The organism is Aeromonas veronii (assembly GCA_041319085.1).
GTDB classification, from domain to species: Bacteria; Pseudomonadota; Gammaproteobacteria; order Enterobacterales; family Aeromonadaceae; genus Aeromonas; species Aeromonas veronii_F.
Genome location: CP101033.1, coordinates 2212537 through 2234610, shown reverse-complemented (window position 1 = coordinate 2234610; position 22074 = coordinate 2212537). Strand labels below are relative to the sequence as shown.

Below are 22074 nucleotides of genomic sequence, written 5' to 3'. Positions count from 1 at the left end.
CGGATGCGCCTTTTTGCTGACAGCGGTTGGCTATATAGCGGCAACCAACTGAAATAGACATGGCTGCGCTTCGTTCGAGCGGCTTGTTTTATCGCCAAACAGCGCGATTCAAGGGATACCTATCGCTGTGGATCTCGCGAGTGATGCGTCCTATCTACCCCAGCGCCTTGCCCTTGCGCAGTCTGCGTACCCAGTAGCGGGCAGGGTGGATCGCCTCCAGCAGATCGGCGGCCAGCGGCAGGGGATCGCCGCAGATTTCGCTGGCGAGCAGCTCGCCACACAGCGGCGCCGAGCAGAGACCCCGCGAGCCGAGCGCACCCAGCACATAGAGGCCGGGGTGAAGGGGCAGTGGCTGGGCGTTGTGCTGATCATGCTGCAGATCCGCATAGTGATCCGCCAGCCCTGCCAATCTGGCCACTGGTCCCACCACCGGCAGGTGATCCCGGCTGGCACAACGCACCCCTACGCGTGCCTCGTTGCCGCTCACATCCACTTCGGCGGGCCAGGTTTGCTCCGGCAGGCAGGCTTGCAGCCGCACCTGATTCTGGATCTGTTCCTCGGCACGAAACTCAAGGCTGCTCTGGTTACGGCCATAACTGGCACCGATGCAGTGCTGATCGTTGTGCATCGGCGTGAGGTAGCCATCGTAGCAGAGCACGGTCTTGAGCTGACGCAAGCTGGCAGTGGTCGGCACATGGCTCACCTGACCGCGCACCGGATAGAGCGGCAGCTCGGCAAAGGGGAGCAATGCTGGCAACTGGTGACCGGCAGCGACCACCAGATTGGGGGCCTGCCAGCGGCGTCCGTCACGGCTCTCGACCTGCCAGCCATCCACCTGTTCGGCAATGGCAACCACCTCGGTGTTGAACACGACCTCCAGCAGCCCACTGGCTTGCGCTTCCTTGATGGCTGCGCGGGTGAGATCGGCCGGACAGAGCCAGCCACCCAGCGGGTAACTGACGCCGCTGTGGCCGCAGGGCAGGTCAACCACCTGCTCTACCTCTGCTGTAGAGAGGGGATGCATCAGTTCGGACGGGAAGGGGCCCTGGCTCATTTTCGCCAACTTGGCTGCCGATTTTTCGTCATAACCGAGCTGGGTCACTCCGCATAATTCGAAAGCGATAGGATGGCGTTCGGCCAACGCCAGCAGCCGTTGGCGGGCATAGCCAAAGGCGAGCGAATAGAAGCGTGACAGCGCATCGTGCTCACCATTGAGCAGTGGATAGAGCGCCCCTTGGCGGTTGCCGGAGGCGCCGGTGGCCGGTTCGTCATCTGCACACAGCAACGTCACCTTGCGACCCCGCTCCACCAGAGAGAGCGCCGTCATGGCCGAGGCGATGCCGCCGCCGATGATCACCACTTCGCCATCCCTGCCTGCCGGACGCGCATAATGGTTGGCGATCGTCTGCGCGGGAACCTTGTCACAGCGCTCACCGATCAACATGGCCCACTTGGTGCCGTGGCCCTTGGTTTTTTTCATGGCAAAACCGGCGGCAATCAGACCGCGGCGCACAAAACCGGCGCAGGTAAAGGTGGAGATGGTCGCATTGTTGCGAGCGAGACGGGCCAAGCTATCAAACAGCGCTTGGGTCCACATCTCGGGGTTCTTGGCCGGGGCAAAACCATCCAGATACCAGGCATCGATCAGACCCTCTGTCCGGTGCGGTACCAGCGGCAGCATATCCTTGATGTCGCCGAACCAGAGATCGAGGCGAACGCGACCGCCCGCAAAGTGCAGGCGGTGGCAGCCGGATACCGGCAGCGGCCACTGAGAGATAAGATCCTGGCTCAAGTGGCCAAGTTCGGGCCAAGCGGCCAGCGCCTTGCGCAGATCGCACTGGGTCAGGGGGTACTTCTCGAAACTGATGAAGTGCAGACGGGAGCCGTTACCGGATTGGGGCGCCTGTTCCAGGAACGCTTGCATTGTCGCCAGAAAGTTAAGACCGGTGCCGAAACCTGTTTCACCTATCACGAAACTGTCACTATCGTGGTGCGAAAATCGCGCAGGTAGCCGGTTTTGCTGCAAAAAGACGTAGCGGGTTTCACTTAGACCGTTATTATTGGAAAAGTACACATCCCCGAAGTCACAGGAGATTGGATTTCCCGCCTCATTCCAATCCAATCGGGCATGATGTAAGGATGTTTGACTCACGTTTTCCTCGGCTCGCGTCACAAAATCGCGGGCATTCTACGTGAAAGCAGACCAGTTTGGCAGCCGAAAGCGGGTAGACTTGGCGCCAGTTTTTCCAGACGAGATGAATTAATGAGAAGAGCAGTGATCACCGGTATCGGCGTCATCTCCAGTATCGGCAACAACAAGGAAGAAGTGCTGGCCTCCCTGAAAGCAGGTAAATCCGGCATCACCTATTCCGAGCAGTTCGAGCAGCACAACCTGCGCAGCCGTGTCTGGGGTAACATCAAACTCGATCCGTCTGAACTGATCGACCGTAAAGTCATGCGTTTCATGGGTGACGCTGCGGCCTACGCCTACCTCTCCATGCAGCAAGCCATTGAAGATGCCGGACTGGCGGAAGATCAGGTCTCCAATGAGCGTACCGGCTTGGTGGTCGGTTCAGGTGGTGCCTCCGGCAAGAACACCTCGGAATCTGTAGACATCGCCCGCGAGAAAGGAGTCAAGCGTGTGGGCCCTTACATGGTGCCGCGCACCATGTCTTCCACCACCTCTGCCTGCCTGGCGACCCCGTTCCAGATCAAGGGGGTCAACTACTCCATAAGCTCAGCTTGCGCCACCTCTGCTCATTGCATCGGTCACGCGCTTGAGCTGATCCAGCTTGGCAAACAGGATGTGGTCTTCGCGGGTGGCGGTGAAGAGCTGGACTGGTCCTCTACCATCCAGTTTGACGCTATGGGCGCCCTCTCCACCAAGTACAACGACACACCGGAAAAAGCGTCCCGTACCTATGATGCGAACCGCGACGGTTTCGTTATTTCCGGTGGCGGCGGCATCCTGGTGATCGAAGAGCTGGAACATGCGCTGGCTCGAGGTGCTCACATCTATGCCGAGCTGACCGGTTACGGTGCCACCTCCGATGGCTACGACATGGTCGCGCCGAGCGGTGAAGGCGCGGTGCGTTGCATGAAGATGGCGATGCAGGGTGTGGGCAAGGTTGATTACATCAACACCCACGGCACCTCCACTCCGGTCGGTGATACCAAAGAGCTGGAAGCTATCCAGACTCTGTTTGGCACCAACGGTCCCAAGATCTCTGCCACCAAGGCGATGACCGGCCATGCGCTGGGCGCTGCGGGCGTGCACGAGGCTGTCTACTCCCTGCTGATGATGGAACACGGCTTTATCGCCCCCAGCATCAACATCGAGACCCTGGACGAAAAGGCTGAAGGTCTGCCCATCGTGCGCGAGTACGAAGCGGCCGAACTCAACACCGTTATGTCCAACAGCTTCGGCTTTGGCGGTACCAACGCCTCTCTGGTGTTCAGCAAGTTCAAAGGCTGATATCCGGTTGATATGAAAAAAGCGCCTAAGGGCGCTTTTTTTGTCTCCGTGATCTGCCATCAGTCATTGCAGAGCAGAGCAGAGCAGAGCAGAGCAGAGCAGAGCAGAGCAGAGCAGAGCAGAGCATTAGCCATCGTGGGATAGGGGGTTTGTGACGAGTTCAGCGCAGATGGTTGGTGTCAGGTGACGTCACATCGATGAGCCAGCTTGGCACCCAGCTAACAAAGAAGGGAGCCTGAGGCTCCCTTCTTTGTTAGCGGTAATTTGATGGCCGCTGGCTAGAACCAGAAGCCGATGATAAAGGAGCCCGCCAGGGTTAGCATCACGTTGGCCACCGCATAGGTACCGGCATAACCGAGCGCCGGAATGGAGCTGTTGGCGGCCTCGTTGACCACATCCATGGCCGGGGCACAGGTACGGGCACCGGTGATGGCACCCAGCAGCAGCGCCGGGTTCATCTTGAGCACCCAGACCCCGAACAGATAGCCCACCAGCACCGGCAAGGTGGTCACCAGCATGCCGGAGAAGAGCACTACCGTACCCACCTCGCTGAGGTGGTCGAGGATACCGCCACCGGCTTTCAGGCCCGTACTCACCATAAAGACCGCGAGACCGAGATCCTTGGCCAATCTGAGCGCGCCGGGCGGTACATAGCCGACCGTCGGGTGGTTGGCCCGCAGGTAACCCATCAGAATACCCGCCAGCAGCAGGCCGACGGCGTTGCCGAGGCCAAATTCGATCTGACCGAACACCAGCGAGACGGAGCCGATCAACAGGCCGAGCACGAAGAAGGTGGTGAAAGCCACCAGATCCGTGGTCTGGCTGTGAATGCTGATAAAGCCGATCTTGTTGGCCAGCAGTTTGACCCGCTGCTTCTCGCCACTGATCTGCAACACGTCGCCTTTTTGCAGCATGATGTTGCGATCGAACGGCATCTCGATCTGGGAGCGCACCACCCGGTTGAGGAAGCACCCTTTCTCGGTGAGGTTGAGCTCCACCAGATGGCGGCCCACCACGGAGTCGTTTTTTACCACGATCTCTTCGGTGACGATCTGCAGGTCGAGCAGGTTGCGATCAAACACCTCTTTACCGTTACGGTAGTTGACGTCCAGCTTCTCGTGGCTCTCGGGATAGCCTACCAGGGCGATCTCGTCCCCTTCCTGAATGACGGCGTCACCATCGGGGCTGGCCAGAATGCCGTTGCGGCGGATCCGCTCCACATAGCAGCCGGTATGGGGATAGATGCCAGTCTCCCGCAGGGTACGGCCACCGATCCAGGCCGCCAGCTCGGGGCCGACCCGATAGGCACGGATGATGGGCAGATAGGTCTTGCGACTCTCGCTGTCGGAGAGACCCCGCTCGCGGGCAATCTTCTGCGCCTCGGTATTGAGGTCGAGGCGAGCCAGCGAGGGCAGGTAGCGCACCACCAGCATCAGACCCACCAGACCCACCAGATAGGTCAGGGCGTAGCCGATGCCCATGTTGTCGATCACCGCCTGCATATCGGTTTGATGGGGCAGGTTCAGCAGACCGCTGCGTAAGGCATCCTGGGCACCCACCAGCGCCGGAGTTGAGGTGAGGGAACCCGCCAGGATCCCCGCCGCCATGCCCGGCCCCAGGTTGAAGAACTTGGCCAGCCCCACGGTCAGCAGCAAGGCGGTCAGCAAGATCACTAGGGTGAGAGTGATATAGTGAATGCCATCGCGTAGGAACACGCTGAAGAAGTGAGGGCCCGCCTCGATGCCGACACAAAAGATGAACAGCATAAAGCCGACATTTTCGGTGGAGGTGGAGAACTGAAAGCCCATCTGGCCGAACAGCAGGGCGGTAAAGAGTACCCCAATGGTGTTGCCAATCTGGAAGTTGCCAAGACGAACTTTGCCCAGCAGCAGGCCGAAGGCCAGTACCACAAACAGCAGCAGCGAGTCGCTTTGATGTAGCAGTGTCACGAAATCTATGGTCATGCCCGGAAAAACCGAGGAAAAAAGTGGGGTCGATATTGTGCCGGATCTATCTCCAATAAAGAAGTGCAAGGGGGTGATTAATCGGACGCTATTTGTGGATCAAGCGGCGGGATAGGGAGACAAGCGGATGAAATCAGTGGATTTTTGCTGCCGTCGCCGATGTCAATTAGTGAAATATGCTGCTCGCTACCGAAGCGATCGGGTGCAGGTCGATAATTTAGATTCTGCTGTTTAGGGGGTCGGCGGGGATCAGTTTCAGCAGATTCAACGGATGGCTGCCATGGTTGGCAGAGGGGCAAATCAGCTTGCTATTTGCCCGCTAGCCCACGGGAAAAGGGTTGGCATAAAGATGTCTCTGAAAAGTGCCAATAGAGCCTGTCACCCGGCGGTTCCGGAGGGGGCAAAAAAACAGCATAAAATCAGGTTGGCCAGCAAAATGACTTATCGCCGGGAGCCATCACGGGCAATCCCGCGTCCTGACAGGGCTTGCAGCACTTACCCACAGAATCTGTGGATAACCCTGTTCATGAAACTTGTTCATCGCCTTGAAAGCCGCGCCAGTACTGGGATGCAAGTGCTGTTCAAAAAATACCGGAAGAAAAATGTTTTCATAAAAATCAAATAGTTAGATGCGGCAGGAGAAAACTCTGTCGGGCCGGATTGGGTAACAAAAAGGATCGTCAGCAGCAAGAAGGATCTTGTGCATTAAAATTGGCAGGAGAGGGCACTAAAGTGGATAACTTGCACCGAGATGGTGAGGAATTGGCTCCCCCGACTGGACTTGAACCAGTGACATACGGATTAACAGTCCGCCGTTCTACCGACTGAACTACGGGGGAACATCAGGCAAGGAGGAACATCATACAGAAGGTGCCCTAGGTGGTCAAGCTATTCGCGGGATGATGGCACGGGTGTACCGTTGCCAGCCCCTCGGTTACACTGCTCATCTGCTGTTTTGTGTCGGGAGTGTTCATGAGCAAATTGTTCAAGTTAGCCAGCCAGTTTCAACCCGCTGGGGATCAGCCCACGGCGATTGCCCAACTGCTGGACGGCATCGAGTCGGGGCTGGCCCATCAGACCCTGCTCGGGGTGACCGGTTCGGGCAAGACCTTCACCATGGCCAATGTCATCGCCACTCTGAACCGCCCGACCATGATCCTGGCACCCAACAAGACCTTGGCCGCACAGCTCTATGGCGAGATGAAGGAGTTCTTCCCCGACAGCGCGGTGGAGTATTTCGTCTCCTATTACGACTATTACCAGCCCGAAGCCTATGTGCCGACCACCGACACCTTTATAGAGAAGGATGCCTCGATCAACGATCACATCGAGCAGATGCGATTGTCGGCCACCAAGGCGCTGCTGGAGCAGCGCGATGTGGTGATCGTTGCTTCGGTGTCGGCCATCTATGGTCTGGGGGATCCCCAGGCCTACCTCAGCATGATGTTGCACCTCAAAGTGGGGGATGTGATCAACCAGCGGGATATCCTGCGTCGCCTCGCCGAGCTGCAGTACACCCGCAACGACATGGCCTTCCAGCGCGGCACCTTCCGGGTGCGCGGTGAAGTGATCGACATTTACCCTGCCGAATCTGACAAGTTGGCCCTGCGGGTGGAGTTGTTCGATGAAGAGGTGGAGCGCCTCTCCCAGTTCGATCCCCTGACCGGTGCCATCGAGCAGACGGTGGTGCGCTACACCATCTACCCCAAGACCCACTACGCCACCCCGCGCGAGACCATCCTGGGGGCTATCGAACATATCAAGGAGGAGCTGCGCAGCCGCCGCGAGCAGCTGTTGTCCCTTAACAAGTTGGTGGAAGAGCAACGCATCAGGCAGCGTACCCAGTTCGATATGGAGATGATGCAGGAGCTGGGTTACTGTTCCGGCATCGAGAACTACAGCCGCTACCTTTCCGGCCGGGCGCCGGGGGAACCGCCGCCCACCCTGTTTGACTACCTGCCTGGGGATGGCCTGCTCATCATCGACGAGTCCCACGTCACGGTGCCGCAGATCGGCGCCATGTTCAAAGGGGACCGCTCCCGCAAGGAGACGCTGGTGGAGTACGGCTTCCGGCTCCCATCGGCGCTGGACAACCGGCCGCTCAAGTTCGACGAATTTGAAGCGCTGATGCCACAGACGGTGTTTGTCTCGGCCACCCCGGGCCCTTACGAGCTGGAGAAGTCCGGCGGCGATGTGGTGCAACAGGTGGTGCGCCCTACTGGCCTGCTCGATCCTGAGATCGAGGTGCGTCCGGTGACCACCCAGGTGGACGATCTGCTCTCCGAGATCCGCAAGCGGGTGGCGGTGGAGGAGCGGGTGCTGGTCACGACCCTGACCAAACGGATGGCGGAGGATCTGACCGAATATCTGGCGGAGCACGACGTCAAGGTGCGCTACCTCCACTCTGATATCGATACGGTCGAGCGGGTGGAGATCATTCGCGATCTTCGCCTTGGCAAGTTCGATGTGCTGGTGGGGATCAACCTGCTGCGGGAAGGTCTCGACATGCCGGAGGTGTCGCTGGTGGCGATTCTGGATGCGGATAAAGAGGGTTTCCTGCGCTCGACCCGCTCGCTGATCCAGACCATCGGCCGCGCGGCGCGCAACCTCAACGGCAAGGTAATCCTCTACGGCGATACCATCACCAATTCGATGAAGGTGGCGATCGAGGAGACCGAGCGGCGCCGTGCCTTGCAGCATGCCCATAACCTCAAGCACGGCATCACCCCCAAAGGGCTCAACAAATCCATTGGCGATGTGATGGACATGGGAGGCAGCCGCACGGCAGGCAAACCAGGCAAGGGGATGCGCAAGGCCGCCGAGCCGCAAGGGGAGTACCATGTCCGCTCTGCCAGCGAGATTGCCAAAGAGATCAAACGAATGGAGGAGCAGATGTTCCAGCATGCCCGGGATCTGGAGTTCGAACAGGCTGCGGCGCTGCGGGATCAGATCCAGCGGCTGCGCGGCGAGTTGATCGCGTCATGAGCCGCAAACACTGGCTTATTTGGCAACGACTGCGTCGTCTCTATCAGGGCTTTCGCCACCCCGGTACCCCCTGGTGGGCGAAGGGCCTGGTGATCCTTATCCTGCTCTATGGCATCAGTCCGGTGGATCTTATCCCCGACGTGGTGCCTTTGCTGGGTTGGTTCGATGACGTGACTCTGCTGCTGGGGTTGCTGTGGGGTTGGGAGCGTTGCCTACCTCCCGCAGTGCGCCGCGATCTGGAACAGGCCCCCTAGCTCGCCTTCTCGACACCACGCTTGGCATCTCTCTTTGTGCCTGCCCACACCTCGATGAACGTAGAAAAACGGTTTCATTTGAAGGTGGTGACTGCGGGATGAAAAAGAGGCTGGCCCGGTGATTGTCGCCCGGATGGCATTGGCGTAGACTCCACGCCGTTCACTTTATGGGTATGGAAAAAATGGATCTGATCCTCTTTGCAATCGATTTTATCCTGCACGTTGACGTGCATTTGAAAGAGCTGTTCGAGAACTATGGCGTCTGGGTTTACGCCATCCTGTTTTTGATCATCTTCTGTGAAACCGGGCTGGTAGTGACGCCGTTCCTGCCTGGTGACTCCCTGCTGTTTGCCGCCGGAGCGCTTACCGTGGGCAGCGTGCTGGACGTCCACACCCTGGCAGGCGTCCTGATCATCGCGGCCGTGCTGGGCAACGTGGTCAACTACACCATCGGTCACTTCTTCGGTGAGCAGCTGTTCCGTAAGCCGGATTCAAAAATCTTCCGCCGAGACTATCTGGAAAAGACCCACGCCTTCTATGCCAAGCATGGCGGCAAGACCATCATCGTCACGCGCTTCCTGCCCATCGTGCGTACCTTTGCGCCGTTCGTGGCAGGGATGGGGGCCATGACCTATCCGCGCTTCCTGGCGTTCAACCTGGTTGGCGGTCTGTTGTGGGTGCTCTCTTTCGTCTATGCCGGTCACTTCTTTGGCAATCTGCCGGTGGTGCGTCACAACTTTACCCTGCTGATCTTCGGCATCATCGGCATCTCGCTGTTGCCCATGGTGATTGGTGCGGTCAAGGCCAAGATGGGCACAGCCAAGGCGTAACCAGAAATACGGTCAGCCAGAACGAGAAAGGGGGAGCCATACTGGCTCCCCCTCTTTATTTCCACGCGAGCATGACGATCAGTTGCAGCAACGACCTTTCACCAGATTGCCGATGGCCACCACGGTGAAGACCAACAGGTAAGCGGCGAAGATGACGACCAGCCACTGGGGCATGGAGTAACCGAAGAACTGCCAGGTGATTTGGGCACAATCCCCTTCCGGCATAAAGAGCCAGGGAAGCCACTGATCGAGCGGAGCCCAGCTCGGGAAGTCGGCAAACGGGCTGCAGACGTTGAACGGGGAGGGGTTAACCTGATAATCCACATGCTTGAGAGCCAGCTGAAAGCCGCGGAAGGCACTGTAGCCCCACAGCAACATGGCGCTCCAGCGAATATACCACTTATCCGGTGCCGCCATGCCGAGCAGACCGGCGGCCAGCACCCCCAGGGTCGCCAACCGTTCGTAAACGCACATCACGCACGGGGAGAGGCCCAGCACATGCTGGAAGAAGAGGGCGCACAACTCGAGGAACAGGGCTGATGCTGCCAACAGGCCCCAGGCCAGCCGATGGGCGGCGATACGGCGGATAAATTCGATCATCTTATTGATCTCTCAGAAAAAATAATGGCTGAATTAGAGCAGAGCGGGGCAAAAAAGAAAAGGGCCCTGAAGGCTGTCTCTTGATCACAACTATTGGTGCTCAAGAGACTGCGCCAGTTCGTAGCCTTCCAGGAGGGTCTGGAGTCGAAACCAGCCCTCCCATAATGCCGCTATTGAAGCCCGCCCCGTTCGTTTAGTGTCCTTCCAGCCCCCCAGCTTGGCCAGGCTCCGGTACGCCCATCTCATATCCGGCACCTTGGTTGGCAACGGCGTTTTCTCTACCTTTCGCCAAAGCAGCTTCCACCCCGTCGGGCCTATCACCGTTTCGCAGCTTTGATTCTGTGCCGATGACTCCTCGTTGATAAACCTCAATTGCAACAGACGCACCGCGATAAACGACAAGATGACGCACATCCGCTTCAGGTTATCCATGCTCTGCATCCTTAAGGTTTCTACCCGAGTGCCGGCACTCTTCCAGACCTTGTGATAATCCTCGATAAGCCAGCGCCGCTCGTAATAGCCGATAACCTTGCGGGCCTGTGCATCGTCGGTCACGGCTTCACTAGTCAGCAGGTGCCACTCCAGCCGGTCAGAGGCATCGCCCTGCTCAATGCATCCCACGTAGTAGAGCGGGATATCCGGCTCGTTACGCTTGTTGGCCGGAGCCTTTAGGGTGACTTTGGTAAACTTGATGTCGAGCACGGCCTCTCTGGCTTTTCTGCCGCCCCGCTGCGGTATTTTGACGACCTTGGTGCCGGCAGAGTGGCACTGCCGGGCATAGTCGTAGAGCTTGTGGTCATGCTCTTCGATACAGCGACTTTGCATCGAGCGCACCACAAAGCGTTGTTGGTTGCTCTGCTTGTAATGCAGATATTCGTAGATATCCGCTTCCCGGTCACAGACCGAGATAACGTTGGCCATCTGAGTGCCGAGACGGGCGGCAAAGGCCACGGATGCCTCCTCCCACTTGCGACTCTCTTTCTCCTTGTAAGGCCGGGTGGCATGCCGGTGGCTCTCTCCCCGCTTGCTGACATCACGGGTCCAGATACGCTGTGCAATCATGCCGACCACCTGCGATTTATGCGGAGCAAACAACAAGACGGAGTGAGCCAGCAGAGCGCGACTACTGCCTTGATTGGTGTGCCCCAGCTCATCATGGACGCTGGCATGGTTGAAGGTCAGGGCCGTGGTATCTTCCAGTGCCAGCAACAGGTCGTAGTCCCTGGCTAGGGCTGCGGTGGTGGCAAAGCCTGCATCAGCAATGGCATCGGCATTGACATGGTGGTTGCGAATAAAGCGATATGAGCCTTCCATGTCGGCGGGTGAGAGGGGAAGTTGTGACACGCAATCTCCGGGTTGTTGAGCAAGGGCGGTGGCGAGTTTGACGAGACGTTCAGTGCGTCTGGGGTCCTTGAGATTGGCATGGCCAAACTGGTCGAATGCCCATTGTTCGAGTTGGGTGAGATGCATATTAGAGCCGTGATAAGGGATGGCAAAAGAGTCAGATCACGGAGAAGGGAAAAGGTTCAAAAAAATCCCCAAGCGATGCTTGGGGATTTGTGTATAAGAGACAGCCTGAAGGGCCCTCGGGATCCGTAATAACGGATTAATGCAGCGCCGGCTGTACCGCGGGGAGCGCACTCTCCATCACCAGCCACCCGTGCTGATAGAACCACTCGGTGGTCGGGGCGAGCAGCAACTCTACGGCGAAGAAGCCGATCAGTCCCAGCACCAGGGTGTAGGGCAGCGCCATCCAGACCATGCGGCCATAGGAGAGGCGCAGCAAGGGCGCCAAAGCCGAGGTTAGCATGAACAGGAAGGCGGCCTGACCATTGGGGGTGGCGACCGACGGCAGGTTGGTACCGGTGTTGATGGCCACCGCCAGCAGATCGAACTGGGCGCGGTCGATGGCGCCATTGATCAGCGCTGTCTTCACCTCATTGATATAGACGGTGCCGACGAAGACGTTGTCACTGACCATGGAGAGCACCCCGTTCGCCAGATAGAAGAGGGCCAGCTGGTTCTCCGGTTTGGCTGCCAGTACCAGCTGGATCACCGGCTTGAACAACTGCTGATCGATGATGACTGCGACCACGCTGAAGAAGACCGCCAGCAGGGCGGTGAAGGGGAGCGCTTCCTGGAAAGCTTTACCCAGCGAGTGCTCCTCGGTGATCCCGGTCAGGGAGGTGGCCAGCACGATGACCGAGAGGCCAATCAGGCCAACGGCCGCCAGGTGCATGGCTAGACCGACGATCAGCCAGACCGCAATCAATGCCTGAACGATCAGCTTGGCCTTGTCCTGCGGGCTGCGTTTTGCCTCTTCGTAGCGGTTGTACTCCACCATGATGGCGCGCACCGTGTCCGGCAGGCGAGCGCCATAGCCAAACCAGCGAAACTGCTCCACCAGCACGCAGGTCAGCAGACCGCAGATAAAGACAGGGACGGTCACGGGGGACATGCGAATGGCAAATTCGCCGAAGTGCCAGCCAGCCTGCTCGCCGATGATGAGGTTTTGTGGCTCACCCACCAGGGTGCAGACACCGCCCAGTGCGGTACCGATGGCGGCATGCATCATCAGACTGCGCAGGAAGGCACGAAAATCGTCGAGATCCTGGCGATTGCGTTCGGCGACTTCCTCGTCATGGCTATGGTCGTGGGGATTGCCGAACTCCTTGCCGGAGGAGACCTTGTGATAAATGGCATAAAAGCCGGTGGCGACGCTGATCACCACGGCAATCACGGTCAGGGCATCGAGGAACGCTGACAGGAAGGCCGACACCAGACAGAAGGAGAGGGAGAGCAGTACCTTGGAGCGCACGCCGATCAGCAGCTTGGTGAAAACATAGAGCAGCAACTGTTTCATGAAATAGATGCCTGCCACCATGAACACCAGCAGTAGCAGCACTTCGATATTGGCGACCAGCTCGTGTTTGACCTGATCGGCAGAGGTCATGCCGATCAACACGGCTTCGATCGCGAGCAGACCGCCCGGTTGCAGGGGGTAGCACTTGAGTGCCATGGCCAGCGTGAAGATAAACTCAACGACCAGTAACCAGCCCGCAATGAAAGGATCAAGATGAAAGGCGATCGGATTGATCACCAGAAATAGCAAGATGGCGCTTTTATACCACTGTGGTGCATTGCCCAAGAAGTTCTTGGCGAATGCCTGCCCTAGGCTTATTGGCATGATAATGGGTCTCAACTTTGTTGTTAGGATCTGCTTCTATGCAGTCAAGGATGATTCGACCTGTGCCTCCGGATGTTGGCCTTTATCTCTCTGATTCCTCGTGATTTTAATCAAAAAGCGTGACGATTATAAATGATTGCCGCTGGATCTCTGCCCATGTGTCTGTTTTATAACCACCTTGTCGGGGTTGGCTGGCTCCCCCGTGGCGATTAAATACATATTCCCAACACTATATTTGCCATATGTGAGCAGAGGCCTGACCTTATGCTTGCCAGCCATCATCGCTTTGATATCATTCGTCAGCCTTTTTACGCATTACAACAGAGTCAATTCATGGTTATAAAAGCGCAGAGCCCAGCTGGGTTTGCCGAGGAATACATCATCGAGTCCATCTGGAACAATCGCTTTCCTCCCGGATCTATTCTGCCCGCCGAGCGTGAATTATCCGAGTTGATCGGGGTGACGCGGACCACCTTGCGCGAAGTGCTGCAACGACTGGCCCGAGATGGTTGGTTGACCATCCAGCATGGCAAGCCGACCAAGGTAAACAATTTCTGGGAAACCTCCGGCCTCAATATTCTGGAAACGTTGGCCCGTCTGGATCAGGACAAGGTGCCGGATCTGGTAGCCCAACTGCTCTCCGCCCGTACCCACATCTGCACCATCTTTATCCGCGGGGCGATCCGTCACAATCCGGAACAGGCTGCCGAGATCCTGCGTGGCGCCGATGGGGTCGAGAACAATGCACAGGCTTATGCCGAGTTCGATTATCGCCTGCACCACCAGCTGGCATTCGCCTCCGGCAATCCGATCTACGCCCTGATCCTGAACGGTTTCAAAGGGTTGTACAGCCGGGTCGGCAGCTACTACTTCTCCGACAAGCAGGCCCGCGAGACCGCAGATGCCTACTACAAGACCCTGCTCAATCTGGCCGAGACCAAGAACCACGAAGCCGTGTTCATGACCGTCCGCCAGTACGGTATCGAGTCCGGCAAGCTGTGGACCCGCCTGCGTCAGGACATGCCAAGCGATCTGTGCGACAACTGATCCCTTGCCTGTTCTTTCAAAAAACGCGCCATCCGGCGCGTTTTTTTATTCTGCCGCGTTTGTGTCTATCCTTAATTGGCGGTGGTAATTGCTTGAACTGCATGAATATTTGGCCAAAAAAGCTTGATCCAGCGCAAATGAACCCTGCATTTATCACTTTGGTGGCATAGGACCCAACCGCTGATTGAGGTCAAATGGAGGCATCAAGAGCGGAGCCAATATCCGCCAGAAGGAACACACCTTTCACCGGATGAAGGACACAACAATGAGTCTTCTTGAACACACCATCTGGACAGTACTGGGATATGGGGCCATGCCCTTTATCTTTCTGAGCGGATTCGTGGCGGTGGCAGTGACCTGTTGCCTGCTGCTGAACGCGTTCGGGGTACAGTCCGCCGAGAAGTGAGTCGCTTCTCCATGCCGCCAAATGCCAGTCTTCGGACTGGCATTTGTTTTTTGTGTCTTTTAAAGCACTTATCCCGGCAGGGAAGGGGAAATCTTTGGTCAGGATGGTCGAACCTGCTGCCGATTTTGATTACACTGGCGCCCGTATTTCCCACTCACCCTTCTCTTATCCAGGTGTTCAAGGTTTTCTATGGCTCTCAAGGCAACCGTATTCAAGGCCCAGATCAGTTTGTCTGATATGGATCGCAATCTGTATCAGGACTTCTCCCTCACGCTGGCGCGCCACCCCTCCGAAACCGATGAACGGATGATGATCCGGCTGGCGGCCTTTGCCTGGCACGCTGCCGAGCGACTGGAGTTCACCAAGGGATTGAGCGCCGATGACGAACCCGAGCTCTGGTGCAAGAACTACTCGGACGAAATAGAGCTCTGGATCGAGCTGGGCCAACCCGATGAAAAACGACTGAAAAAAGCCTGCAACCGCGCCCGTCAGGTGGTGCTCTATCTCTACGGTGGTCGTGGCACCAGCGTTTGGTGGAAGCAGAACCAGGGCAAGCTGAGCCAGCATGACAATCTCAGCATCATCGAACTCTCCGACAGCCAGACCTTGCCGCTCACCGCCATGGTCGAGCGCACCATGCAGCTCACCTGCACTATCTCCGATGGTCAGCTCTGGGTCAGCAATGGCGCACTGGAAGTGACGCTGGATCCGCTGGTGCTGATGGGCAAGCCGGCCCGCGAACTGTAACGGACGCCGCCCATGTTCAGCGCCCTGCTCAATATTGTTATTCCGGTGTTCGGTGTGGTCGGGCTTGGTGCACTCTATGGACGATTGCGACCGGGGGCCGCCCTCGGTTACGTCAATCGGGCCAATATCGAGCTATTTACCCCTACGCTGGTCTTCTCCGCGCTGGTGAAATATCCGCTGGCGCTGGCGGAACATCTGCCGCTGATTGCGGCGGGGGCGCTGGTTATCCTGTTACCCGGTCTGCTGCTCGCACTGCTCAAACTCAAAGGGATTGAGCGGGCAGCCCTGATCTTGCCCGCCATGTTCCGAAATACCGGCAATCTCGGTATCCCCTTGATGGTGCTGGCGTTTGGCGAGCAGCAACTGGGGGCCATTGTGATCCTCTTTGTCCTCTCCAACCTGCTGCACTTTTCGGTCGGCATGTTTATTCTCTCGGCCAACACCTCTCGCTGGCTGTGGCTGCGTAGCCCGGTGCTGTGGGCCGCGCTGGCCGGTTTGCTGGTGGCCAACCTGCACATCACGCTGCCGGAATATGTGGTCACCACGGCCTCGCTGCTCGGTCAGATCTCGGTGCCCCTGATGCTCTTTGCGCTGGGCATTCGCCTGATGGAGGGGGAGCTCGATCACCTTGGCCTCGCGCTCAAGTGTAATCTGCTCTATCTGCTGGCGGGGGGATTGTCGCTGCTGCTGGCGATCTGGCTGTTGCCGCTCAAGACGGAGTGGATCCCGCTGTTGATGTTGTCGGTTTCCTTGCCTCCTGCGGTGTTGAATTACATGCTCTGTGAGCAGTATCACTGTCAGCCGGACAAGGTGGCCAGTATCGTGCTCGGTGGCAATGCCCTCTCTGTGCTGGTGATCCCGCTAGCGGTCTGGTTGGCGCTGCACATGTCGAGCTGAGCCCCCCTGGCTCGGGGAGTCTTCTCCCAGGTTTTGGCAATGCTATCAATACATTAATTGCGCAGAGATTGCGTTTCGCCGTTGACTTGCTAACCGGCACAATGCAAAAAGCCCGCTCGGGGAGCGCAATGCTGTTCACCTAAGCGGAGCCGCATTGCGATCTACCGGAAAGCGGGTCTTTGATATCTTCACCGCCCTGGGTCTCGATGGCCTGGGGCGTTTTTCTATGAACATGACGCCTATGCTCCCCCGCAACTCCGCCAACCTCCGTGGGGTATGGGCTGGCGATATCGCGCCCGCCATCACTGCCATCTGGTTCGCGATGAACTGACAGGCAAACTTGAAGCTCACCTCATTGGGCGCTCGCTGATGAGCTACGGCGGCCTGGCTCGCCTCCCGCCTGACCAGATTGTATCCAAGCAGCAAACCCCACAGTTCCTGATAAACCAAGTCCACTTTCTTGCTTCTCAGTGTGATGGCGTTGTGCTGCATCGCACTTTTGATATCCCGGTATCCCAACTCGATTTCCCAGCGCTCGTGGTACAGGGTCGCCACCTGCGCTGCGCTGAATCGGGTTACGGGCAGGGAGGTAAAGACCGTTTTCTCCTTGCCTGCCACCTCGTAGGTCACTGCGCGAACTTGCCAGTGCGTCGGCAACGCCGGGTTTTTCTTGCGTGCCTGAGGCGAGACCGTCATTTGCAACAGACGGTCACCGTCGCCATAGCGCTCCAGTTCCGTGTATACCAGCCCCTTGCGTTCCGGGATGAGCCAGTGACGGTCGGTGTCTTCGGCCTGAATTCGTAGCAACAGGTCGGCACCGAAGAAACCTTTATCCAGCAGGGTCACCGACTTGTCCGGCAATGAGTGAATGAACTCACTGGCCAGGGGGATTTCCCCTTTGCGATACGGGCTGATGGCCGCGTTGGCAATGACATGCGAGCGGACATTCATCAGCGTGACCAGCCGCAGCATTGGATAGGGTGTCTGCCGGTTGGTTGACGTGTTACCCGAACCGAAATGCGCCCTGAGTTCAGGCATATCCTGGGTACGAAACAGGGCTCCATCGATGGCAAAGACCTGTAAACCGTGCCACTGGTCTTCAGGATAACGTTCCCGTCCCCACACATCGGCACACTGCTTGAACAGCCACTCGAGCGGCTGTTTGCCGAGTCGCTGACGGGCTTGAGACAGGGCACTGTCCGCGAGCAAGGCGTCATTGGCCAACCCTTCTGCACAGATATTGAGGCGCCGAGCGACCTCGGAGATGGGCTCATTACGGAAAAAGGCCATCCCCACGACGAGCCACAAGACCATATCAGAAGGTAAGCGGCGTCGGCGGATAGTGGCCTTTTCAGACAAGGCGGCAGCGGCAGTAATCCATTCGTCGGGAATATGGTCGGCAAAAATTGCCAGCCGAGCCAGCATGTCGCCAGATGTCTCAACAACATCGCTCAGGTCGTTTGCAATAGACATAAAAAAATCCGGAACCAGTGATTGGTTCCGGATTGTCCTACAGCAGAAGGATCGGTCAATGGATCCTTAACTGATCAGCATTGCGCTCGGGGAGCGGGCTTCTTCAATCTGGTGCGTCCTAGTGGATTCGAACCACCGACCCCCACCATGTCAAGGTGATGCTCTAACCAACTGAGCTATAAACCCACATCAGTGTTCAACTGGATTCGAACCAACGACACCGCATATGCCATGTCAAAGTAGTGATCTGACCAATTGAGCAATAAATCCACATCTGCAATTTATTCAAACTGTTATGGTGCGTCCTGGTGGTCTTCCCCACGCCCGTGGGGGTGTTTCCGAGTGTGTAAGTGGATGGCCTACGCTTATACAAAAGGCAAGGTTGCCAGATGGGTAGGATCAAACAAGAGGCAAATGTGGATCAAGAGACGATCGTCTAATTATTTGCGTGTCAATACACTGTGAGACCCTGTTGGTGGACAGTTACCGATCTTCGGGGTCAACAACTAGAGCTGTTTGAACGAAAAACGTTCATGATCTTGCTCTGCTTTGACCCCGCTGTTCATTTTCATATATCACTCAATAGGTAATTTTTGGTAAAGTAATTTTTATTTGATAACAGAGTCAATTGATGAAGCGTAAGCAGGTTTATATTCTTCTTAACGATTTGCCAAGTATGGCGGGCGAGTCGATTCAAGCGGCAAATGCGGCGATCAGTCAGTTGATCAGTGCGTGGGAAAATGACCATTATTTAGCCAGTAAGCTGGAAGTTGAGATCTGGCTAGCAAGTGGCCGCCGAGGCTGGTCGTGTGTTGACTTACTGGAAAAGCCTTCCATGCCTGAATTCTCGGTTATGCCGCAAGCCAAAAATAATGGTCTTGAAAGCATGTTGCTGCGTTTATTGCGCATGCCGGCGCAAGATGTTGAACACTATTTTTCAGCGAGTTTATTAATTGTTAGCGGCGAGTATCATTTTAAGGATTTAGAAACAATAGGTGCTTATTTATCCGACTCATGTTTATCGCAATTGCTGTTATTTGTATCCAACCGAAATTCCACCTTGCATTTACCCTTTGTCGATAGCTCTTGGATAATTGATGAATTATCTATCAGCCAGCTGCGTGATTTATTGTCTTTTGATGATGTATCGGAAAATAAAGCCGTTCAAAATAACAAATATAAAATCATCACTTTAGCTGGCAAGGGGGATGCACAAGCCCAATATGAATTAGGGATGATGTATCAGGATGGTCACGGTGTTGCGCAAGATGATGCGCAAGCTTTTTATTGGTTTGATTTGTCTGCCAAGAAAAATGATGCCAATGCACAATGTGCTCTTGGGTTGATCTATTTGCATGGGCTGGGTGTTAAAGAAGATTTTACACAGTCTGCGTATTGGTTTAAATTATCGGCAGAGCAAGGCAATGCTGTTGCGCAACGTAGTTTTGGCTGTATGTGCGAAGATGGCAGAGGTGTTGTACAGGATGATAAATTGGCGGCACATTGGTATCAATTAGCCGCCGAACAAGGTAATGCGAATGCGCAATTTAACCTTGGCTGCATGTATCTAAATGGCAGAGGGGTTAGGCCAGATGATGTCTGGGCGACGCATTGGTTTCAATTAGCCGCTGAACAAGGTCATGCTGATGCACAAAATAACCTTGGCTCAATGTACGCAAATGGCCGAGAGGTTAAGCAAGATGATGCGCAAGCAGTGCATTGGTATCAATTAGCTGCCGAGCAAGGCAATGCTAATGCACAAAATAACCTTGGCTCGATGTACGCAAATGGCCGAGGGGTTAGGCAAGATGATGCGCAAGCGGTGCATTGGTATCAATTAGCTGCCAAGCAAGGCAATTCAAATGCACAATTGAACCTTGTCGGGTTGTACCTAGATGGACGAGGGGGTGAGCAAGATGATGCGCAAGCGGTGCATTGGTATCAATTAGTCGCCAAGCAAAAGAATGCTAGTGCACAATTTAAACTTGGTGTGATGTACGAAAATGGCCAAGGGGTTGCGCAAGATGATAAACAGGCTGCTTATTGGTATGAGTTAGCCGCTGAACAAGGCAATGCTAATGCGCAATTTAACCTTGGACGAATGTGCGAAGAGGGCCGAGGGGTTGCGAAGGATGATGTATTAGCGGTGCATTGGTATCATTTGGCCGCAAGGCAAAGCAATGTTAATGCACAATTTAAGCTTGGCTGGATGTACGAACATGGCATAGGGGTTAAGCAAAATGGTGTATTCGTGGTGCATTGGTATCAATTAGCCGCTGAACAAGGTAATGCTGATGCGCAATTTAATCTTGGCGAAATGTACGAATATGGTCGAGGGATTAAGCAAGATGATGCGCAAGCGGTGCATTGGTATCAATTAGCCGCTGAACAAGGTAATGCTGATGCGCAATTTAAACTTGGTGTTATGTACGGAAGTGGCCAGGGGGTTGCACAAGATTATGCACAAGCGGTGCATTGGTATCAACTAACCGCCAAGCAAGGTAATGCTGATGCGCAATTTAATCTTGGCGAAATGTACGAATATGGCCGAGGGATTAAGCAAGATGATGCGCAAGCGGTGTATTGGTATCAATTATCCGCCGATCAAGGTAATGTTAATGCGCAATTTAACTTTGGCTGGATGTATGAATATGGTCGAGGAGTTAAGCAAGATGATAAATTGGCGGCGCATTGGTATAAATTAGCAGCCGAGCAAGGCAATGCTAATGCACAAGTTAACCTTGGCTGGATGTACCGAAATGGCCGAGGGGTTGAGCAAGATGATGAACAAGCGGTGTATTGGTATGAATCAGCCGCCGAACAAGATAATGCAAGTGCACAATCTTTACTTGGTGCTCTCTATGAGTATAAAGAAAACTTTGAAAAAGCTGTTTTTTGGCACAAAAAATCTGCAGCGAATAATAATTCAGCAAGCGCGGAAAGCAAAGAAGCCCTAAGGAAAATATATAGTAAAAATTATTGTCTAGCAGAAAATGAGCCAGATTTTTGTAATTGGTTAGCAAAGGCCGCAGAAAATGGTATTGATGATGCCCAATGTAGATTGGGCCTTATGTATAAAAATGGTCAGGATGTAGAGCAAGATTATGCATCCGCCGCCATTTGGTTTGAAAAATCAGCAGCTCAAAAAAACGCTCAGGCGCTGAATTATCTTGGTTTAATGCATCGTCATGGCCAAGGTGTTAAAGCAGATTATAAAAAAGCGATTGAACTATTTGAACGTGCAGAAAAACAAGGTAGTTTGGATGCAGAAAATAATGCTAAGTTGACGATTGCTTTTTGCAAAAATGAAGCAGAGAATAACAACGTTGATGCTCAATATCAACTAGCTCAAATATATGAGAGCGGCATTTTAGAAGAGCAAGAAAATAAAAAGTCACTATTCTGGTATAAAAAAGCGGCAGAGCAAGGCCATGCTGAAAGTAAAGTGGCCGTCACAAGAATGTGTTCTGCCGATTACTTGTTAACAGAAGGTCAGTCAGATTTTATGCTTTGGCTAGCACTCGCGGCTGAAAATAACAACCCGGATGCGCAGTGCCGGCTGGCCAAAGCATACGAAAACGGAGATGGCCTGGAAAAAGATTATAATGCGGCTATCGCTTGGTATACGAAAGCAGCAAACAACGGCAATGTAGTTGCACAAGCAGCAGTGGATAAGCACAATAGCAAACTATCCGTTAAGGTTGATAGTGTGTTTACATCAATAAAAAGTCTTATTTTAAATAAAGTCAAGTTGAAATAAGAGTTTCAGAAAACAGATTTCAACAATTGTCATCCTGCGTGAGCAACGTGAATCGCAGGGTGACGCAGATTTAAATGTGTTTTTTTTGCAAGAGTAATTAGTGCGAGCATAAAGCAGACTGGATTTGGATGGTTATTAGCATTCACATTGGCAGGAGTTCATTTTAATGCGGCGGTTACCCATTTACATCGTATTGGATATATCAGACGCCATGCGCGGCGAGCCAATCGAGGCGACAAATAACGGTCTTTTGCTTCTTGAAACCACACTAAAGCAAGATCCTTATGCATTAGAAACAGCATATATTTCAGTGATCACCTTTGGGTCATCGGCCAATCAAATTATTCCCTTAACCGAAGTGGGTTATTTTAAAGCGCCCAATATTCAAGCGGGCGGTCTAACCTCCTTAGGTGGTGCTTTAACGCTATTGGCCGATTGCATTTAATCAG

At 55.0% G+C, this 22074-nt stretch carries 17 protein-coding genes and 2 tRNA genes; 11 read left to right on the top strand and 8 right to left on the bottom strand.

What is annotated here, in order from left to right; genetic code table 11:
- Positions 1-154: 154 nt before the first annotated feature.
- Entirely contained in the window at positions 155-2173 is a 2019-nt protein-coding gene (gene mnmC / locus NMD14_10725; GenBank protein ID XEI31285.1) for a bifunctional tRNA (5-methylaminomethyl-2-thiouridine)(34)-methyltransferase MnmD/FAD-dependent 5-carboxymethylaminomethyl-2-thiouridine(34) oxidoreductase MnmC, read from the bottom strand.
- 90 nt (positions 2174-2263) lie between these two features.
- Here mnmC and fabB point away from each other — a divergent pair, with 90 nt between their 5' ends.
- A complete protein-coding gene (gene fabB, locus NMD14_10720) occupies positions 2264-3475 on the top strand; it encodes a beta-ketoacyl-ACP synthase I (GenBank protein XEI31284.1) in 1212 nt (403 codons plus the stop codon).
- A gap of 278 nt (positions 3476-3753) precedes the next feature.
- On the opposite strand, the gene NMD14_10715 is transcribed toward fabB, so the two are convergent.
- Positions 3754-5439 carry an aspartate:alanine antiporter gene (locus NMD14_10715; GenBank protein ID XEI31283.1) on the bottom strand — a complete coding sequence of 562 codons (1686 nt, stop codon included), beginning with the start codon at positions 5437-5439 and terminating at the stop codon, positions 3754-3756.
- Between the two features lie 349 nt (positions 5440-5788).
- On the opposite strand from NMD14_10715, the gene NMD14_10710 reads away from it, so the two are divergent.
- On the top strand, positions 5789-6064 hold the full coding sequence (locus NMD14_10710; GenBank protein XEI31282.1) for a hypothetical protein: 276 nt from the start codon (positions 5789-5791) through the stop codon (positions 6062-6064).
- Positions 6065-6202: 138 nt separating this feature from the next.
- Here the strand turns inward: NMD14_10710 and NMD14_10705 are convergent.
- Positions 6203-6278: transfer RNA gene (locus NMD14_10705), tRNA-Asn, on the bottom strand.
- A gap of 133 nt (positions 6279-6411) precedes the next feature.
- On the opposite strand from NMD14_10705, the gene uvrB reads away from it, so the two are divergent.
- From uvrB to NMD14_10690, 3 genes are all read left to right on the top strand, one after another.
- On the top strand, positions 6412-8424 hold the full coding sequence (gene uvrB, locus NMD14_10700; GenBank protein XEI31281.1) for an excinuclease ABC subunit UvrB: 2013 nt from the start codon (positions 6412-6414) through the stop codon (positions 8422-8424).
- Positions 8421-8678: a DUF1232 domain-containing protein gene (locus NMD14_10695; GenBank protein ID XEI31280.1), complete on the top strand. Its 258-nt coding sequence runs from the start codon at positions 8421-8423 to the stop codon at positions 8676-8678. The genes uvrB and NMD14_10695 overlap by 4 nt, the downstream gene beginning before the upstream one ends.
- A gap of 182 nt (positions 8679-8860) precedes the next feature.
- Positions 8861-9508, top strand: a complete 648-nt coding sequence (locus tag NMD14_10690; GenBank protein ID XEI31279.1) for a DedA family protein — start codon at positions 8861-8863, stop codon at positions 9506-9508.
- A gap of 78 nt (positions 9509-9586) precedes the next feature.
- Here the strand turns inward: NMD14_10690 and dsbB are convergent, their stop codons facing one another.
- From dsbB to nhaB, 3 genes are all read right to left on the bottom strand, one after another.
- Positions 9587-10108, bottom strand: a complete 522-nt coding sequence (gene dsbB / locus NMD14_10685) for a disulfide bond formation protein DsbB (protein XEI31278.1) — start codon at positions 10106-10108, stop codon at positions 9587-9589.
- Positions 10109-10198: 90 nt separating this feature from the next.
- Positions 10199-11578 (bottom strand): IS4 family transposase, encoded by a 1380-nt coding sequence (locus NMD14_10680; protein ID XEI31277.1) that lies wholly within the window; start codon positions 11576-11578, stop codon positions 10199-10201.
- 136 nt (positions 11579-11714) lie between these two features.
- Entirely contained in the window at positions 11715-13295 is a 1581-nt protein-coding gene (gene nhaB / locus NMD14_10675; protein XEI31276.1) for a Na(+)/H(+) antiporter NhaB, read from the bottom strand.
- 333 nt (positions 13296-13628) lie between these two features.
- Between nhaB and fadR the strand changes: the two genes are divergently transcribed.
- The 4 genes from fadR (at position 13629) to NMD14_10655 (ending at position 16392) form a co-directional block, all read left to right on the top strand.
- Entirely contained in the window at positions 13629-14342 is a 714-nt protein-coding gene (fadR, locus tag NMD14_10670) for a fatty acid metabolism transcriptional regulator FadR (GenBank protein ID XEI31275.1), read from the top strand.
- A gap of 265 nt (positions 14343-14607) precedes the next feature.
- On the top strand, positions 14608-14748 hold the full coding sequence (locus tag NMD14_10665) for a TIGR02808 family protein (protein ID XEI31274.1): 141 nt from the start codon (positions 14608-14610) through the stop codon (positions 14746-14748).
- A 189-nt stretch (positions 14749-14937) separates the two neighbouring features.
- Complete coding sequence (locus NMD14_10660) at positions 14938-15495, top strand: YaeQ family protein (GenBank protein XEI31273.1); 558 nt, start codon at positions 14938-14940, stop codon at positions 15493-15495.
- A gap of 12 nt (positions 15496-15507) precedes the next feature.
- Positions 15508-16392, top strand: coding sequence for an AEC family transporter (locus tag NMD14_10655; protein XEI31272.1), 885 nt, complete (start codon positions 15508-15510; stop codon positions 16390-16392).
- Positions 16393-16527: 135 nt separating this feature from the next.
- On the opposite strand, the gene NMD14_10650 is transcribed toward NMD14_10655, so the two are convergent.
- Positions 16528-17865, bottom strand: a complete 1338-nt coding sequence (locus NMD14_10650) for an IS4 family transposase (GenBank protein ID XEI31271.1) — start codon at positions 17863-17865, stop codon at positions 16528-16530.
- 109 nt (positions 17866-17974) lie between these two features.
- Positions 17975-18051: transfer RNA gene (locus tag NMD14_10645), tRNA-Val, on the bottom strand.
- Positions 18052-18496: 445 nt separating this feature from the next.
- Between NMD14_10645 and NMD14_10640 the strand changes: the two genes are divergently transcribed.
- Both NMD14_10640 and NMD14_10635 read left to right on the top strand, forming a co-directional pair.
- Entirely contained in the window at positions 18497-21625 is a 3129-nt protein-coding gene (locus NMD14_10640; protein XEI31270.1) for a hypothetical protein, read from the top strand.
- 166 nt (positions 21626-21791) lie between these two features.
- Entirely contained in the window at positions 21792-22070 is a 279-nt protein-coding gene (locus tag NMD14_10635) for a hypothetical protein (GenBank protein XEI31269.1), read from the top strand.
- Positions 22071-22074 lie beyond the last annotated feature (4 nt).